The sequence below is a fragment of the Enterococcus sp. BWB1-3 genome (assembly GCF_016745275.1).
In the GTDB taxonomy this organism is placed as follows: domain Bacteria; phylum Bacillota; class Bacilli; order Lactobacillales; family Enterococcaceae; genus Enterococcus_L.
Genome location: NZ_JADOEP010000010.1, coordinates 39,055 through 56,409 on the forward strand (window position 1 = coordinate 39,055; position 17,355 = coordinate 56,409).

At 37.2% G+C, this 17,355-nt stretch carries 15 protein-coding genes; 9 read left to right on the top strand and 6 right to left on the bottom strand.

The features are described from left to right. Positions 1–402 precede the first annotated feature (402 nt). Positions 403–867, top strand: coding sequence for an MFS transporter (locus IW492_RS08780; RefSeq protein WP_202067242.1), 465 nt, complete (start codon positions 403–405; stop codon positions 865–867). 33 nt (positions 868–900) lie between these two features. Here the strand turns inward: IW492_RS08780 and dnaN are convergent, their stop codons facing one another. Both dnaN and dnaA read right to left on the bottom strand, forming a co-directional pair. Then, on the bottom strand, positions 901–2,031 hold the full coding sequence (gene dnaN, locus IW492_RS08785) for a DNA polymerase III subunit beta (protein WP_202067243.1): 1,131 nt from the start codon (positions 2,029–2,031) through the stop codon (positions 901–903). Between the two features lie 411 nt (positions 2,032–2,442). Further along, positions 2,443–3,783: a chromosomal replication initiator protein DnaA gene (dnaA, locus tag IW492_RS08790; protein WP_202067244.1), complete on the bottom strand. Its 1,341-nt coding sequence runs from the start codon at positions 3,781–3,783 to the stop codon at positions 2,443–2,445. A 508-nt stretch (positions 3,784–4,291) separates the two neighbouring features. Here dnaA and rpmH point away from each other — a divergent pair. From rpmH to IW492_RS18645, 6 genes are all read left to right on the top strand, one after another. Continuing rightward, positions 4,292–4,426: a 50S ribosomal protein L34 gene (gene rpmH / locus IW492_RS08795; RefSeq protein WP_002356012.1), complete on the top strand. Its 135-nt coding sequence runs from the start codon at positions 4,292–4,294 to the stop codon at positions 4,424–4,426. A 389-nt stretch (positions 4,427–4,815) separates the two neighbouring features. Next, complete coding sequence (rnpA, locus tag IW492_RS08800; protein ID WP_202067317.1) at positions 4,816–5,151, top strand: ribonuclease P protein component; 336 nt, start codon at positions 4,816–4,818, stop codon at positions 5,149–5,151. 15 nt (positions 5,152–5,166) lie between these two features. Then, a complete protein-coding gene (locus IW492_RS08805; RefSeq protein ID WP_202067245.1) occupies positions 5,167–5,997 on the top strand; it encodes a YidC/Oxa1 family membrane protein insertase in 831 nt (276 codons plus the stop codon). Positions 5,998–6,013: 16 nt separating this feature from the next. Continuing rightward, entirely contained in the window at positions 6,014–6,784 is a 771-nt protein-coding gene (gene jag, locus IW492_RS08810) for an RNA-binding cell elongation regulator Jag/EloR (RefSeq protein ID WP_202067246.1), read from the top strand. A gap of 593 nt (positions 6,785–7,377) precedes the next feature. Beyond that, positions 7,378–8,163: a winged helix-turn-helix domain-containing protein gene (locus tag IW492_RS08815; protein ID WP_229441371.1), complete on the top strand. Its 786-nt coding sequence runs from the start codon at positions 7,378–7,380 to the stop codon at positions 8,161–8,163. A gap of 460 nt (positions 8,164–8,623) precedes the next feature. Then, positions 8,624–8,671, top strand: coding sequence for a hypothetical protein (locus IW492_RS18645; protein WP_420705913.1), 48 nt, complete (start codon positions 8,624–8,626; stop codon positions 8,669–8,671). 291 nt (positions 8,672–8,962) lie between these two features. On the opposite strand, the gene IW492_RS08820 is transcribed toward IW492_RS18645, so the two are convergent. The 3 genes from IW492_RS08820 to IW492_RS08830 all read right to left on the bottom strand — a co-directional run bounded on the left by IW492_RS08820 (position 8,963) and on the right by IW492_RS08830 (position 11,512). After that, positions 8,963–9,943, bottom strand: coding sequence for a dipeptidase (locus tag IW492_RS08820; protein ID WP_202067248.1), 981 nt, complete (start codon positions 9,941–9,943; stop codon positions 8,963–8,965). Positions 9,944–10,393: 450 nt separating this feature from the next. After that, complete coding sequence (locus IW492_RS08825) at positions 10,394–11,011, bottom strand: YitT family protein (protein ID WP_202067249.1); 618 nt, start codon at positions 11,009–11,011, stop codon at positions 10,394–10,396. A gap of 171 nt (positions 11,012–11,182) precedes the next feature. Beyond that, positions 11,183–11,512 (bottom strand): hypothetical protein, encoded by a 330-nt coding sequence (locus IW492_RS08830; RefSeq protein WP_202067250.1) that lies wholly within the window; start codon positions 11,510–11,512, stop codon positions 11,183–11,185. 282 nt (positions 11,513–11,794) lie between these two features. On the opposite strand from IW492_RS08830, the gene mnmE reads away from it, so the two are divergent. Next, the gene (mnmE, locus tag IW492_RS08835) at positions 11,795–13,192 is read left to right on the top strand and encodes a tRNA uridine-5-carboxymethylaminomethyl(34) synthesis GTPase MnmE (protein WP_202067251.1); all 1,398 of its coding nucleotides are present in this window, start codon (positions 11,795–11,797) and stop codon (positions 13,190–13,192) included. A 913-nt stretch (positions 13,193–14,105) separates the two neighbouring features. After that, the gene (gene mnmG / locus IW492_RS08840) at positions 14,106–16,004 is read left to right on the top strand and encodes a tRNA uridine-5-carboxymethylaminomethyl(34) synthesis enzyme MnmG (RefSeq protein ID WP_202067252.1); all 1,899 of its coding nucleotides are present in this window, start codon (positions 14,106–14,108) and stop codon (positions 16,002–16,004) included. 76 nt (positions 16,005–16,080) lie between these two features. Here the strand turns inward: mnmG and IW492_RS08845 are convergent, their stop codons facing one another. Next, on the bottom strand, positions 16,081–17,247 hold the full coding sequence (locus IW492_RS08845; RefSeq protein ID WP_202067253.1) for a site-specific integrase: 1,167 nt from the start codon (positions 17,245–17,247) through the stop codon (positions 16,081–16,083). Positions 17,248–17,355 lie beyond the last annotated feature (108 nt).

The window sequence follows — 17,355 nt, forward strand, 5'->3', positions numbered from 1 at the left end:
AATTCTTTAAAATGCCTGCTGCTTTTTTTATGAGACGCAATCTCTTCGCCAGTTTTAACTAATTCCGTCTTGTTGCGCCTGTTTTCTGCATAAATCAACTGCTTATAGAGAATATCATAGACAGATATCTGATAATTATTATTTATGTATAAAAATTCATCTAATTCGACTATACAAAATCGTAAAATTATTTTTAATTTGAGATATGTCTGTATTTCCGATGGAGCATTATTGGACCTTTGCTTTAGCTTATTTTCGGAAATCTTTCTTTTACTACTGCATATATTTTTTTGTTACAAAAAAATTGTCAGAACCTCAGAGAATCAAGAAAGAAAAGAGGAAAAACTCAGAATACTTAATTTCAATCGACAAGTTTCCTTATTTTTTACTTCAAGCAATTTGATGAGCTTAGGAAAAGATCGCTATAGTTTAATGCTCTCAGTAAATTTTCTTTTAATTCTGCTATTTCAGTTTCCTGCTCTTTACTTTCTGAAAAAACAATCTGCCTTGAAACTTATTGCACTGAGCAATTGTCTGTTTGCGGTCAGTCCTCTATTTGTTGCTCAAAGTGCAGATTGGTTCTTCTGTAGCTTAATGGTTATAAGCTACAGTCTCGCAGAAGTCCTGCTGGGAAGTAATTTTGATTATCTGATTGATTCTTTTGCTGACGAAAAAAACAAAGGATTCTTTTTTGGCTTGTTGGAAATTGTCAAAGCAGGAACTACTATAGGGCCTGTTATAGGAGGGGTACTGATAGAAAAATTTTCAAAAAACTCCTTTTCTGCTGTTTTTTTGTTTCTCAGTATTATCACCTTAACCGAGCAGATTTTTCTATGGATTTATTCAAAAAAAGAAGCCATTCAATAATGTTTATTGAGCAGCTTCTTTCAATTATTCAAATTAATTTGTACGAACTGGTGTTATCAGCTGGATAAAATTCATATCTGCTTCTGTCGGCTCCAAAGTAAACGGACGGATTGGCGAAATGAATTTCATAGTGATTGTTGTATCACCAAAAGCTCTTAAAGCAGCCTTCATGTAGTCTGGATTGAAGGAAATTTCCAATGGATCTCCAGATACCTTCTCGTAATTTAATGATTCTTCAACTTTCCCTACTTCAGGGGAATTGCCATAAAGGAAAACAGATTCAGAGGTTATAGCCAACCGAACAATGTTGTTACGACCTTCATGTGAAAGCAGGGATGCACGTTCGATCGCTGATAAAAACTCAGGAACCTCAATCTCCACTTCTGTATTGAAACTTGTCGGAATCAGGCGGTTGGTGTCAGGATAATTTCCTTCCAGTAACCTGGAGTAGAAATACATTGTTTTAGTTTTGAAAAGGACTTGGTTTTCCATAATACTGATCTCAACCATTTCTTCTTCATTTGTGAAGGAGCGAGAAAGTTCCAGTAAACTTTTCCCGGGAATAACAATATTGAAATTTTCCGCTGTCTGTTCAATTGGAATAATCCGCTGACTCAGACGGTGTGAATCTGTTGCTACTGCTAAAAGCTTTTGATTTTCCAAGACAAAGTGAACCCCTGTTAAAATAGGACGGCTTTCATGAAGAGAAACCGCAAAGCTTGTTTCATTAATAATTTTTGTCAGCAAGTGTACTGGAAGCTTGATTTGATTTTTTGCATCGATTACCGGTAAATGAGGATAATTGTCTGCGTCTAAACCATTTACTGTAAAATCAGCTTTTCCTGAAGTTATGGCTACCTGATTATTTTCCAATACTTCCAAAGTAACTGTTTCTTCCGGGAGCTTTCTGATGATTTCACCGAAGAAACGAGCTTGTAAAACGATGCTGCCTGTTTTTTCAATCGTCATTTGTGCTTTTTCATCTTCAACACTTAAAAAGCTTTCTATAGAAATATCTGCGTTGCTCCCAGTTAAAGACAGTCCTTCATCAGTTAGAACAATTTTGACCCCTGTTAAAATTGGGATGGTTGTTTTTGACGAAATTGCTCTTTGAACAGTTTGCAGCTCCTGCAGAAAAATACTGCGCTTAATTGTTAGTTTCATCATTCGACGCTCCTTTTAGTTTTGCATGACAATTTTTTCTACAAAAGAATTATTGTCTGCTGTTTATATGGTGTTCCAGAATCATTTTCAGACTTTTGATACTGTCTATTTATTTTCTAAAATATCAAACTCTTTTTTTATCATACCATATTCATTGTAATTCTTCAGATACTTTCTGTGTTACCTGTTCTCTTTTTTCTATGTTTGAGATCGTCAGTCTTGATATTTATCTGACTCAAAAACAGATTGAAAATCTGTGGATTGCTTAGTTTTATTTATATATAAAAGAATAATAAAAGTAGTAGGTCCTGTTAATTCTGTGGAAAAGTTAAATTTTGTAAGAAAAGACTATGGTTTTGCCTGTGGATAACCTGTGGATAACTTTTGTGCTTTTTGAAAACTTATCCACAATTACGGATTCAGCAGATTTTTAATTTCACTTATTTCTTTCTGAATAATCGGATCATTTTCGATCAGCTGCTGAATTTTTTCATGTGCATGAATAACAGTAGTATGATCTTTTCCGCCAAATTCAGCCCCGATCTTTGGTAGAGAGCTGTCCGTCATTTCTCTTGAAAGATACATAGAAATTTGTCGGGGAACGACGATTGATTTTACTCGCTTTTTCCCTTTTAAATCTTTTAAATGAATATGATAGTATTTGGCTACTTCTTCCTGAATCTGCAGGATGGAAAGATCATTTCGGCTGCCAATTGATTTTAGGGATTTTAAAGCATCCGCTGCCAGACTGGTATTGATGTCTTGCCCGTTGATGGTTGCGTATGCCTGTACACGAACCAATGCTCCTTCGAGTTCCCGGATATTAGAATCAATTTGACCAGCAATGTAACTGAGTGTATCATCAGGAATTTCAAGACGTTCTGCATCGGCCTTTTTCCTTAAAATCGCAATTCTGGTTTCCAGATCAGGAGGTGTGATGTCAACAGAAAGTCCCCATGCAAAGCGAGAAACCAGTCGTTCCGGCAGCTTTGGAATATCATTTGGCGGTCGGTCACTGGTAAGAACGATCTGTTTATTTTCATTGTAAAGATCATTAAAGGTATGGAAGAATTCTTCCAGGGTTGCTTCTTTTTCTGCTAAAAACTGAATATCATCAACTAGCAGAAGATCCACATTTCGATATTCATTCCTGAATTCTTCTGACTTTTTTGTTTGAATGGAGTTAATGAATTCATTAGTGAATGTTTCACTGCTGACATATTTTACTTTAGCATTTGGTTGATTTTGCAGCATTTGATGACCAATGGCATGCATTAAATGGGTTTTTCCAAGTCCAACTCCCCCATAGAAAAATAAAGGGTTGTAGATAGAGCCGGGATCTTCTGCAACAACTAAAGCCGCAGCATGGGCCATTTGGTTTCCTTTTCCTATTACAAATGTATCGAAAGAGTATTTGGGATTAAGCATAGCTTTTTTCCCATACTCATCAATTTCTTTTGTTTCCGTCGATGTCTCCTTTAATTCTGGAGCCATCATTGCCTGATCTCCGCTGACGACAAAATGCGGAATGATTTCGCTGCCGGTTAATTGAAAACCAACCTCTACAATTTTGGCTGCCAGATTTTTTTCCCAGTAATCTCTGTGAACAGCAGAGGGGACTTCCAGCCATAACTGGCTGTTCTCCAGTTTCAGCGGATGAGTGGTTTTTATCCATGCATCAAAGCTGGGGGCAGATAAAACAGATTGGTAAGCTGCTTCTAAATTTCTCCAGACACTTTCCACGTCGGGCATTATGGAACCTCCTTATAATTAAGTATAATTCTCTCTTGTCGATTATTGATTCGCAAATAAGATTTTAGCATTTTTCCTGAACTTTTTCCACAGGCAAATGAATATTGTGGAAAATAAATCAACAAAACGGGAAAAAGTTATCCACACATGCAAAATAGGATGTGGGTAACTCTCCTTTTTTCTAGTTATCCACATATAAAAGTGGAAAATTTCCATTGATAATAAAGTGTTTTTAAGACTTATCCACAACCCTGTCGATGGATGTGCATATCTTTTGCACAGGCTGTTTTTTTGTGTAAAAGTAGCTGGAAAACCGGTGGGTAAAAGAAAGACAAAAATAAGATATCCACAAATTATCCACTTAAAATAAAAAGATGTGGATAACTTTTAGCTTGAAAAGAAAGTTATTTATTGGATTTCTTATTGACAAATCAGGCAATCATTCGTTATACTGTCAAAGTATGTCTATATATTTGATGAATAGATAGCAGTTCAGGAGGTGGAATTAATGAAAAGAACATATCAACCAAATAAACGTAAGCGTCAGAAAGTTCACGGATTTCGTAAACGTATGAGCACTAAAAACGGCCGCCGTGTATTAGCAAGCAGACGTCGTAAAGGTAGAAAAGTAATTTCAGCGTAAACAATGCAAATCAACTTTTATATCACTTATAAATAAAGAGCCCTTTATTATCTATACAACACAGTTGATGTAAAGATAATAAAGGGTTCTTTTTTCAGAATTAAGTGTCTGACAGAGTCGGAGCAATCTGAACGCTTCTGTTTTATTGTTAACGAATTGCGGATAAAAAGCGTATCAAAATAACCTTGCTGCTTTTGAGAATTTGTTTGATTAGGTACTCAGAAATACCCAAATAATAGTTACGCTGTAAAAACATGATTAAATGAGGCTGAATAAAATTAAAATATTAGAATTCTTTGACTAATTTTTAACAGGAATAAGATGAAAATAATACCAGTAATATGCTATCATTGTATGGTAAGTAAAAAGAATGGAAACAAGGGATGACAATGAAAAAATCCTACAGAGTGAAGAAAGAAAAAGAATTTCAGCGAGTATTTTTAAGTAAGGACTCCTATGCGAATCGGAGATTTGTTGTGTATATCTTGAAAAGGGAACAAAAACATTTTCGTGTGGGGATTTCTGTTGGGAAAAAAATTGGGAACGCAGTGACCAGAAACGCTGTGAAACGAAAAATACGTGCATCGATCTACACATTGAAAGATCAGATTGATGAATCGTATGATTTTATTATTATAGCCAGACAAGGGGTTCAGGATCTGACTTCAGAAGAAGTTATGACAAATTTGAAGCACGTGTTAAACCTTGCAAAAATTTTAAAATGAGAGAGGAAAAGATTTGTGAAAAAGTATAAGCGCCTATTGTTAATGGCTGGTTTAGTCATGTTAGTATTTGTATTATCAGCCTGCGGAACGGAACCAATCAGTCAGGACAGTACAGGGATCTGGGATCGTTATATCGTTTATTATTTTGCTGAAGCTATTAAGTTCCTGTCACTTGCAGGAAACTCAGGAGTCGGGATTATCCTGTTTACATTAGTTATTCGTGTTATTTTACTTCCATTAATGCATTTCCAGACAAAGAGTATGCGGAAGACACAGGAAATACAGCCTCAGATGAAAGCACTGCAGGAAAAATATGCGTCCAAAGATCCGGAAACACAACGACTATTCCGTGAAGAACAGCAGAGGTTATATTCGGAAAATGGTGTAAATCCATATGCCGGCTGTTTGCCTTTAGTGGTTCAAATGCCGATCATGATGGCCTTATATCAGTCAATTTCTCGTGTCCCTGAATTAAAAGAAGGAAGCTTTCTGTGGTTGAATCTGGCTTCCCCTGATCCTTACCTGATTTTACCGATCCTGGCGGCAGCCTTTACTTTTGCCAGCAGTTATTTGACAAGCATGAGTCAGCTGGAATCAAATACATCAATGAAAATCATGAATTATGTAATGCCGGTAATGATCTTTATGATGGGTCTGAATCTGGCCAGCGGACTATCGCTTTACTGGGTAATCTCCAATGCCTTTTCAGTAGTGCAGACACTGATGATTAACAATCCGTTTAAAATCAAAGCAGAACGCGAAGAAAAAGTTCGTCAGCAGAAAGAGCTTGAAAGAGCCCTTCAAAAAGCTAAAAATCCTAAGAAAAAAAGAAATAAAAAACGCTAATTAAGGGGGTTTTGACATGCCGATTTATGAAGGCAATACGGTTGAAGAAGCAATTTTAAAAGGGCTGAGTGCCCTGCAGCTAACGAAAGAGGCTGTAGAAATTACTGTTTTATCTGAAGGAAAGAAAGGTTTTCTGGGAATTGGAAAAAAGGCAGCACAAGTTTCCGTTGAACCTACAGTTAGTGAAGACATCTCTGAAGCAGTAGAAGATGTCGTGGAGGATATCGTTGCAATTCATGAAGCATCAGGGATGGAACAGGCAGTAAAAGAAATGGAAAGTACAGAAGTTTCTTCTGTATCGGCAGAATCATTGGAAAATTTGGAAGATGAAGCGGCTATTACTGAGTTGGCTTTATATCTGACCAATATTTCCAAGGAGTTAAATGCTCCGGCGATGGTTCGTGTGGAACGCGAAACAGATCATGTGATTTTCCATTTAGATTCCAATAAGCAGGGGATTCTGATTGGGAAACATGGAAAAGTTCTCAATGCTATGCAGTATTTGGCACAGGTCTTTATCCATAGAGCAGCGGCGAATAAATTGTCAGTAGTTGTTAATGCAGGTGACTATCGTGAGAAGCGTCAGGCGGTGTTGAAACGTTTGGCAGATCGGACAGCTGAAAAAGTGAAACGTACCGGTCAACCGGTCTTTCTGGAGCCTATGCCAGCCTTTGAACGAAAACAGATTCACTTTGCTTTAAGTAAAGATGAGCATATTAAAACACATTCTGAAGGTGATGAACCTTACCGCTATTTGGTTGTAGAACCGTCGAAAAAATACTACTAAATAGTTGGAATAAATGAGGGATACTGTCTAATAATAGTTTGTTAAAATTAAAGCGAGTCATTATTTAGGATTAAGATCAGGTAAAAATGAACTAGAAGCAAAATAGGGATCAATCTTTTTTAGAAGAGATTGATTCCTATTTTTTATATACTTCTATTTCAACAGGTATTAGAGTCACATAAAAGGATAGTTTTGCCGGCTTGTAGTTTGGATTTTAAGCTCTTAGAGTTATGCAGTCTAAAATAAGATACAAGACATATTTAAAAAGAGCGAGTAAGCATCTCTTTTTTTAAAAATAATTTTAGTTCGTTATCCACAAATATATTGAATTTATTTGTTTTTGATGAACGATATAAATCATTTTTATTTTAGATAAAATAAAAATCTATCTGTTGGTTTTCGAAACAAATAGTTAAATGTGTTATATATAATTAATTTAATCATGTTTTTATTTTAAAAAAATATAAGAAATAGTATGGACTTATAAAATAGATTGTTCTAAAATGAAGTGTGTAAAAATACTAATTTTATTAAAAATTATTTCATTATTATGTTTGGAAAAGAAATTATTTTTTAATTAAATTGGATAGAAATTGAAATTTAGAAAAAAAGAAAAGGAGACTCCTGTCATGAACATAGGTGTTATTAATCTATCAATTAAATTTGAAGAATCCTATTCAGAAATTCTGGAAAAAAATGATATTAATGTAGTTCAGTTAACTGCAGATAATTTTGAAGAAAGAGAGTCTGAATGTGATGGAATGATTATTTGTGAAGATGCTGTACAGGATACAGCTTGTACATGTAGTATCCTGTTGAAACTTAAAGAGAAGCCAAATGTATATGTATGGGTTATGTCCTCCAACCTACAAAAAATTATGAGAAGTGTTTATCTGCAATTAGGTGCATTAGGTATTATACCGGAGGATTTGGAACCCAATGAACTTCAATTATTTATTTCAAATAATTTAAACAAATGTAAAAAAGCATTTTTTTATGAAGGAAAGCACTTAAAAAAGTTAGAACCGGAAGAAGAAGTAATGTCAGGTACAAAATCACTGGAACTTATTCCTAGAAATCATAGTGTGAAGATTAATGGGAAAAAAGAAATTCCTTTGACTCGTCTAGAATACAAAACTATGGAAATTCTCTATAAGAATAAAAACAATACTGTCATATACAAAGAATTATTTGAATTAATATGGGATAAAGAATTTAATAATCAAAACTATCGAGTGGCAAATTTAATTTTTCATTTGCGGGAAAAAATTGAATCTGATGCGGTAGATCCGATGATTATACGTACTGTTCGCTCCAAAGGCTACATGCTGTGTTTAAAAGAATATGATAGGGAGATAGGACGGGAAATACATAATTGACTTTTAGCAAGTAGGCAAGGTAAATGAAATCAATAGAATCAAAAAAATGAAACCGCTTTGGATCAACCTACTGATGGCTGCTGTTCTCTGTGGGGCAGTATTTGTACGGCTATATAGTAACATATGAAACATACAAGCAGACATTTTCTATCATTGAACACCATTTATAGACTATCTTTTAATGTAATCTATAGTTTGGTCAAGAGCACTAGTCATCATTTTTAATTACAAAAGTTGATAAAGCTGAGATCAAAGAAAATTAAGAGTTTATCTTGGGATTATCAGATGAATAAGAAATTAAGCAACTTGGGAAGGTGTTAGGAAACCGCTCACAGGAAATTGTAACCGTAGATAGTTCTTCAGCAGCAGATATAGTGCTGAACTTCCTACTTTTAACTGAAATGAAGAAGAACGAATACTGTAAAATCGGCTGCAGTTGCGGCTAAGGATAAACTATTGAATCGAGAAAATCAACCAGCTATTACGAGGCTGGTTGAACTATTTTTGAAAAGGTTATTGGCAATCAAATGATTCTGAAGCTTTTATTTTTTGTTATTTTGATGTCGTTTGGAACTGCGAGTGAGCAAAATCAAAAGTAGATTTTTTATGTTGAAGTATTTGTTAGACAGTCTGACATACGGTGGTGTGAGAGGTCGGCTAGTCAACTAATAATTAACCTCTTGCCCGATTCATTTGTAGCATAGATTATGAGGACCTAGTCGGGAAAGTTTTTTTCGCTCCATAGTTATAGAATTGGATCGTCTAAAAGCATTATTTTTATTATAAATAAGATCGGCTGCTATAAACACTCTTTATAAAGACGAAGAACATTTCCGGTGAAAATCTTTTCTACTTCCCCGGAAGAGTAGCCGGCTTGGTCCAGTGCCTGATACAGTTTAGTGACAGAAGAAGCATCAGGCAGTTCAGATGAGACAGGAATGCCGTCAAAATCTGATCCTAGACCAATACAATCAATCCCTCCGATAGTGTGAAAATGATTCACGTGAGCAATAAATGCATCAGTTAGCGACACAAACCTATTTTCCTCTTTTAGAAACAGGTCAAAGTAGTTTATACCGATTACACCGCCTCTTTCGGCAATTTTTTTAATCAGAGGATCGGGCAGATTTCGAAAATGAGAGCAAACAGCACGGGCATTTGAATGACTGGCAACAAATGGTTTTTTAGTGTGAGTCAGAACATCTTCAACCAGCTGATCTGAGCCGTGAGAGACATCAATGATCATTCCCAGCTGCTCCATACGCTGGACGATGGCTGTTCCCTGTTCTGTTAAGCCTTGCTGAGCAGTCGTCAAAGTCTGTGTTTCTTCATTAAAAAATGCTGCGTTTGGAAACCCGATTTCATTCAGATAATTCCAGGTAAGAGTCATCATCCGAACTCCCTCCTGATAAAACTCCTCCAGCTTTTTCAAATCTCCGCAAACAGGTGCTCCCTCTTCCATCGTCAGCAGCGCACTCATGAGGTTGTCATTTTGATTGGCTTGTATGTCTGCATAACTTTTAACAGGTTTAATCCAATCCTGATTTTTTTCCATTTCCTCATAGAAGCAAGCAATCATTTCTTTGCAGGTTTTGTAGGGATCAGCAGTTTCTTTTTTATCCATGAATAGGGCAAAATTTTGAAGCAGATATTCTCCCTTCTTCAGTTTTTTCCGGTCAATTTGAAACGTGTTGCTTCTTAGGTATTCTGCTGATCCATTTTGCTTGCTTTGATAAATTTTCATTATTGTATCACAATGCATATCTATTGTATTTAGCATAATTATTCTCCTCGTTTTTATTTATCGTACCTCTTTGAAAGACTTTCGTCCATTGTTTTCAGAAAGGCCTTGGTAGAACTGTCAAAATAAAAATAGTCCTATGTATTTTTCAAAAAACTTTTCAGAAATATGAATGTAAAATGATTATTTAATAGGAATCTTTCAAAATTCATTGACAAAAGAGTGCAAACAAAGTATATTTACTACGAAATCATTCTTATCAACGTAGGCAATACGGAGATAAAGTAGTTGAAGCGAATACGCTTCTCCCAGGCCTGATTCCCATAATCAGGTTTTTTTATTTGTCATAAATAAATGGTCTTATAAACTTAGTATTAAAACAATCCTTATAATCAATACAAGCGTTTCAGTTGTAATAGACTCTATAGCGTTCTTGTTTAATAGTTGTTAATAGTGAGTATGTTACTGTTATTTTTAATGTTTACTTAATTAGTTAGATAAATCTCTTATCGCATCTTTTTTTCTTTCGGCGGCTGTTTCTTTTATCTGCATCATTTTTTTCATAAAAATGGCAATGAGATAGATCGAAATAGCTGAGACAACAGCTTCTCGAACACCAAAAACAATAAAATTTAATAAAATGATCACGAGATTCGTTAAAAAAACACCAGTTGCACGATCCATGCCAAAATGACGATTAAAAATCAGCGGCGGAACAGTCACTCCGCCATTAGAAGCCCCAATCTGATAGAGGATGAATATACCCAGGCTGAACATGAAGCTGCCGATAATCAAAGCAACTGGGAAAAATCTGGTTACAGAAACAACTGGAACATAGCTCAAAATGACTGGAAACATCAGGCTGCCTAGAAGTGTTTTTAGAAATACATCTCGATTCAGAAATAAAAAAGCCAGACAAAGCATCAGCAGATTTACACTCCAAACGATAACTGTGCGGTCAATGAGCAAGAGTATTTCAAGAAGATAGCCAATGGAGCCTACACCAGCGGAAGCTATGCCATGAGGAAGCAGGAAAAAATTCAATCCTATGGAAATAATAATAATCCCTGCAAGAATACCGGGGATTTTTTTCAGTTCATCTTTCATTTGAACCCTTCTTTCTCAAAGTAATCATTCCTTTCCATACTTTATCAAAAGAGTCTCCCTAATTGCAGGCAATTATTTCATAGGTCTGCGAAAAAAATGACCCGCTTTACAGGTCATTTATCTTGAAAAAGCAAAAGACCGAGGATTTTGTTTCCCGGTCTTCTGTTTCAATTATCCTATTGTGGTCGGTGTATACTGAACAACGGTTCCATACGCAAAGATTTCGATAAATTTCTCATCCTCTTTTACAACTAGTTTTTCTTCAAAATGGCAGTTGATTACTGCATCTGCATGATATTCAAACGCCATTTGCTTCAGCTTCAGGCAGACATTTGCAAAGATAGCGTTCGGATCTGCTTCTGGAGCAAACAAGTCCTCCTCTACTCGGTCAGCTGCAAAAATAATATCCCGCAAAATATATTTCTTATTAATATTTCCTGTAGACAGGGTAATGCTGCTGATCTGATCTTCCAAACTTTGAATATTATTATTTCGACTCATAATGTTTACCTCCTAAAGTTATGTCCTTTTTATTGTAATGATTAATAGAAGGAAAAGCAAAGCTAATATCTGTTAAAGTTTAAGCAATTTGAAAGAGTCTGTATTGCGTAATCATTAAATTTGTGCTATTCTATTTCCAGTAAAAAACAGACGGAATAAAGCAGTCAAAGTGCTAAATCCAACCTTTTAAGGACAAAGGGTGGAGTGGGCGCTTTTTTTGTAGCTTAAATATAGAATATTGTTTTTATTTATACATAGGTATACAGAGAAAGGAAGAGAATGATGCAGCAAGTGACTTTGGAGTTTGATACAATTGCCGCTATTTCCACACCTCCTGGAGAGGGAGCAATCAGCATTGTTCGTTTGAGCGGAGATGAGGCTGTTGCGATTGCAGACAGCGTTTATCGTTTCGGCAGCAAGAAGTTAGAAGAGGTACCATCCCATACCATTCATTATGGTCATATTTTTGACCCGAAAACAAATGAACTGCTTGATGAGGTGATGATTTCAGTAATGAGAGCACCAAAAACATTTACCCGAGAAGATGTCGTGGAAATCAATTGTCATGGTGGTATTGTGGTTGTTAATCAGCTGCTGCAGCTGCTATTGAGGGAAGGTGCACGTCTGGCAGAACCGGGAGAATTCACTAAACGAGCTTTTTTAAATGGACGAATGGATTTATCTCAGGCAGAAGCAGTAATGGATTTGATTCGGGCAAAAACAGACAAAGCCATGCAAGTAGCGCTGCATCAGCTGGATGGAAATTTATCTGTATTAATCCGGTCATTGCGACAGGAAATTTTAGAAACATTGGCTCAGGTTGAAGTGAATATTGATTATCCTGAATATGACGATGTGGAAGAGCTGACAACTAGACTTCTGTTGGAAAAAGCTGTTTTTGTTAAAGCTCAAATTAAGGGGTTGCTGACAACAGCCAAGCAGGGGAAAATCCTAAGAGAGGGACTGAGTACAGCAATTATTGGTCGTCCAAATGTTGGGAAGTCAAGCTTGCTGAATCATCTGCTGCAGGAAGAAAAAGCGATTGTCACAGATATTGCCGGAACAACCAGAGATGTAATTGAAGAATATGTCAATGTTCGCGGAGTGCCTCTGAAGCTGATCGATACAGCAGGGATTCGTGAAACGGAAGACCTTGTGGAGCAGATTGGTGTGGAACGCAGCCGTAAAGCACTGGCAGAGTCTGATCTGATTTTACTGGTATTAAATCAGAATGAAGAATTGACACTTGAAGACAGGCAGCTTTTGGAAGCAACAAAAGGACTGAAGCGAATTATTTTACTAAATAAAATGGATTTACCCTCTGTGTTAGATAAAGAAGAGCTGACTCAGCTGGCAGAAGTAGAAGAAATTCTTCCGGTTTCTGTTTTATCCAATACAGGAATGAAACAGTTGGAATTAAAAATTGCTGAGTTGTTTTTTGGTGGTAAAACAGGTGAGAAAGATGCGACCTATGTTTCCAATACTCGTCATATCGCTTTACTGGATCAGGCAGTGTTATCATTGGAAGAAGTAATTCGAGGGATTGAAGTAGGCATGCCTGTAGATCTGGTTCAAATAGATATGACCCGCTGTTGGGATTATCTGGGAGAGATTGTCGGAGACAGTGTGCAGGATGAGTTGATTACACAGTTGTTCAGCCAGTTTTGTTTAGGAAAATAAGTGGTATAGCAATAGAAAAATTCAGTTGTATAAATATAAAGAAAAAGGGTTGTGCCAAAGCTTCTCCATGCAACGAGTAATAGCAGGAGCACGTACACGAACGTAACTGCGAGGAGTAATAGCAGGAGCACATGCACGAATATAACTGCAAGGAGTAACCGCAGGAGCACATGCACGAATAAACTGCGAGGAGTAATAGCAGGAGCATGTACACGAACGTAACTGCGAGGAGTAATAGCAGGAGCACGTATACGAACGTAACTGCGAGGAGTAATAGCAGGAGCACGTATACGAACGTAACTGCGAGGAGTAACCGCAGGAGCACGTATACGAACGTAACTGCGACGAGTAACCGCAGGAGCAGAAGTGTTCCCCCTCAAGAACCAAATAGGTAACATGCATCATCTACTCTGACAAGTCAATCGTAGTGATTTATGTCAATAAGTCGGAATATCCGAAAATTGTCAAGGAACACTAGTCATAAAATGAATAGCTGTGAATGGATACCTTCCTGGAGCTGCTTATATTTCAGTATCGTTCGACTTATTTCCGAGATGTTGCCTGCGATTACTCGGCGCAGTTTAGGACCGACCAGTGCTAGTTCTACTTTGCCATTTCTGCTTATATTCGTACTTTAGCAGAATGGTATGTGTAGTTTCGATAAGTATTCCTTGAATGAAACTAGCTCACTTGATGTAGTAGAACTGTATGCGTAGCGTAGAAGAACTGCTGTCTCTACGAGTCTAATGATTCTTGAGACAAAACATTACACTGTATCCATTTTTCTGCGTCTATAGTTCTTACGAATGTTCGAATCATACAAAGACTGGAACGCCGTTTATTCGGTTTTAGGGGACTCAGACATACTTATGTCACAGTCCCTATTAGTAAAAATTAAAGGAGCCTAACATTAATGAATCAATTTAGTGCAGAAACATATGATGTTATTGTTGTCGGAGCCGGACATGCAGGGTCAGAAGCAGCATTGGCTGCAGCTCGTATGGGAAGTAAAACGCTGCTGTTGACAATTAACTTGGATATGGTCGCATTTATGCCTTGTAATCCATCTGTTGGCGGACCGGCTAAAGGTGTTGTTGTCCGTGAAATCGATGCATTGGGTGGAGAAATGGGCAAAAATATCGATAAAACATATATTCAAATGCGGATGCTGAATACAGGAAAAGGTCCTGCTGTTCGTGCGTTGCGGGCACAGGCAGACAAGCATGCTTATGCATCAGAGATGAAGCATACGATCGAACAAACGGAGAATCTAACGCTGCGTCAAGGAATTGTAGAAAACCTGATTGTTGAAGATGGTACCTGTAAAGGAGTCGTTACGACAACAGGAGCTGCCTATCAAAGTAAAGCAGTGATTATCACTGCAGGAACTGCCTTGCGTGGAGAAATCATTATCGGAGAATTAAAGTATTCTTCCGGTCCCAATAACTCACTGCCGTCTATTGGTCTGGCAGACCATTTAAAAGAGCTGGGTCTTGAAATGGATCGTTTTAAAACAGGGACACCGCCACGGGTGAAATCCAGCAGCATTGATTACTCGGTTACCGAAGAACAGCCAGGGGATGAGCGGCCAAATCACTTCAGCTTTAGTACGCCGGATAGTGCTTATAATCTTGATCAGCGTTCCTGCTGGCTGACTTATACAAACGAAGGAACACACGAAATTATTCAAGCGAATCTGCATCGAGCGCCAATGTTTACAGGAATTGTCGAAGGAGTGGGTGCTCGCTACTGCCCGTCTATAGAGGATAAAATTGTCCGTTTTTCAGACAAACCGAGACATCAGCTGTTCCTGGAACCGGAAGGTCTGAATACAGAAGAAGTATATGTACAAGGGCTCTCCACATCTCTTCCAGAAGATGTACAGACCGATGTTCTTCACTCCATTGCCGGGTTGGAGAAAGCGGAAATGATGCGTACAGGCTATGCAATTGAATACGATGTCGTTGTTCCTCATCAGCTGCGTCCAACGCTGGAAACAAAGATCATTGAAAATCTGTTTACTGCCGGACAGACAAATGGTACGAGCGGCTATGAAGAAGCAGCTGGACAAGGATTGATCGCTGGAATTAATGCGGCGCTGAAAGTTCAGGAGAAAGATCCGTTTGTAATGAAGCGCAGTGATGGCTATATTGGCGTGATGATTGATGATTTAGTGACGAAAGGAACCAATGAGCCATATCGTCTGTTGACTTCAAGAGCAGAATATCGACTAATTCTGCGACATGACAATGCTGATTTACGTTTAACTGAAAAAGGACATGAGATTGGTCTTGTACAGGAAGAACAATATGAGAGCTATCTGGTGAAAAAAGAGGCAGTTGAAAAGGAAATTGTACGTTTAAATTCGGTTAGAATAAAGCCGACAGCGGGTGTACAGGCATTTTTAGAAGAAAAAGGCTCAGTACCATTAAAAGATGGAGTCCTTGCTGCTGATTTCCTGAAACGACCTGAAATGACCTATCATGAAGTTCTTCAGTTTATTCCGGCAGAGGAAGAAGCGTTAGACGATAAAGTTATTGAACAGGTAGAAATCCAAATCAAATACGAAGGCTACATCAAAAAAGCACTGGAAAAAGTTGATAAGCTGAAACGCATGGAAGCTAAACGTATCCCTGAAAATATCGATTACGAAGCGATCAATGGACTGGCAACAGAAGCAAAACAAAAGCTGCAGAAAATCCAGCCTGAAACCATTGCGCAGGCAAGCAGAATCAGCGGAGTGAACCCGGCTGATTTGAGTATACTGATGGTGTATATTGAACAGGGTAAGATTGCGAAGGTACAGCGGTAATTCCTTGATACCAAAGGATTTATAGTGATGACTGAACACTCATACTATCAATTGACCTCGGTTTTGACTCCGTCGGTCACCCGTTCATGAAGGAAGAGAACATTTCTACAGTCTCCTCTTGTCGATTTTGAGATACTTGAATGTAGATATCCATTGTCGTTTTAGAAGAAGAGTGACCTAAACGATCTTGAACGTCTTTTATCTGTGCTCCGGCTTCAAATAGCAAACTAGCGTGAGTCTTTCTAAAGCCGTGTACTTTAATAATTTTCATATCAGGGAACTTCCTAGCCACCTTATCCATTACATGATTCGGATAGGCTTTATATAGGAAGTCCCTTTTTTTATTAGCTTTAATGGTACTAATTACCGGAACATCTTCCATATTATCTATTCGGATACCACGAGATAGATTTTTTTTAATTACAGACCGTTTCCATTTCTTTAAAATAACTATTGTGCCGTCATCAATAGTTATTACTCGATTAGATTTATCAGTTTTAGTGGGATTCAAATGCAAAGAGCCATCTGATAGTTCAATAAGTGTTTTATTAAAGGAAATAGTCTTTGCTTCGAAATCTATATCCTTCCATGTTAAACCAAGTATTTCACCTTTTCTAGCACCGGTGTAGGAAGCTAGTCTAAAAAATGCAATTGCACGTTCGTCTCTTAGTTCTTCGAGATAATTGAAAAATTGTTGAAGCTCTTTTTTAGTGTAAACTTCATCTATTGATTTAGAAGACTTTGTTTTTGATTTAGGTGTAACCGTGCGTTCCATCGGATTATCTTTAATGACACCAATTAATATACCGTACTTGAATACTTGGGAAGTATAGCTTTTCACTTTTTGAAAAGCATTGTATTTCTTTGCCCACTCAGAAAGTATCTTTTGGCACATTGTCGGTGTAATCGCATCTAATTTAAGCTTACCGAAGTATGGAAGAATTTGATTTTTAAAGTAATTTCTAATACGTTGTTCTGTCGTATTTCGAATGTTTTCTTTATGCTGACCCATCCATAGTTCATAAAGGTCTTGATAAGTTTTTATAGTATTCTGAGTGCCAAGACCGTTGGTTTCAATTTCTAACTGTAACCGTGCATAATCCAATGATGCTTCTTTTTTTGTTTTGAAGTCTCTGCGTGTAGTTCGCTTTTCTTTACCGGTTATAGGGTCTTTACCTAAATAGGCTTTATAGAGCCATCTAGTTGTTCCATCTTTCTTTTCGTATTGTTTATATGTTGCCATTGTTTTTCCTCCTCGGAGAAGCCTAAAATACCCGCTGAGAGCATTTATAGGCTATCCTTCATCGCATTCCACCTTTCGAAGTGCTTCTAAATTTTCAGGGCTTGTCTT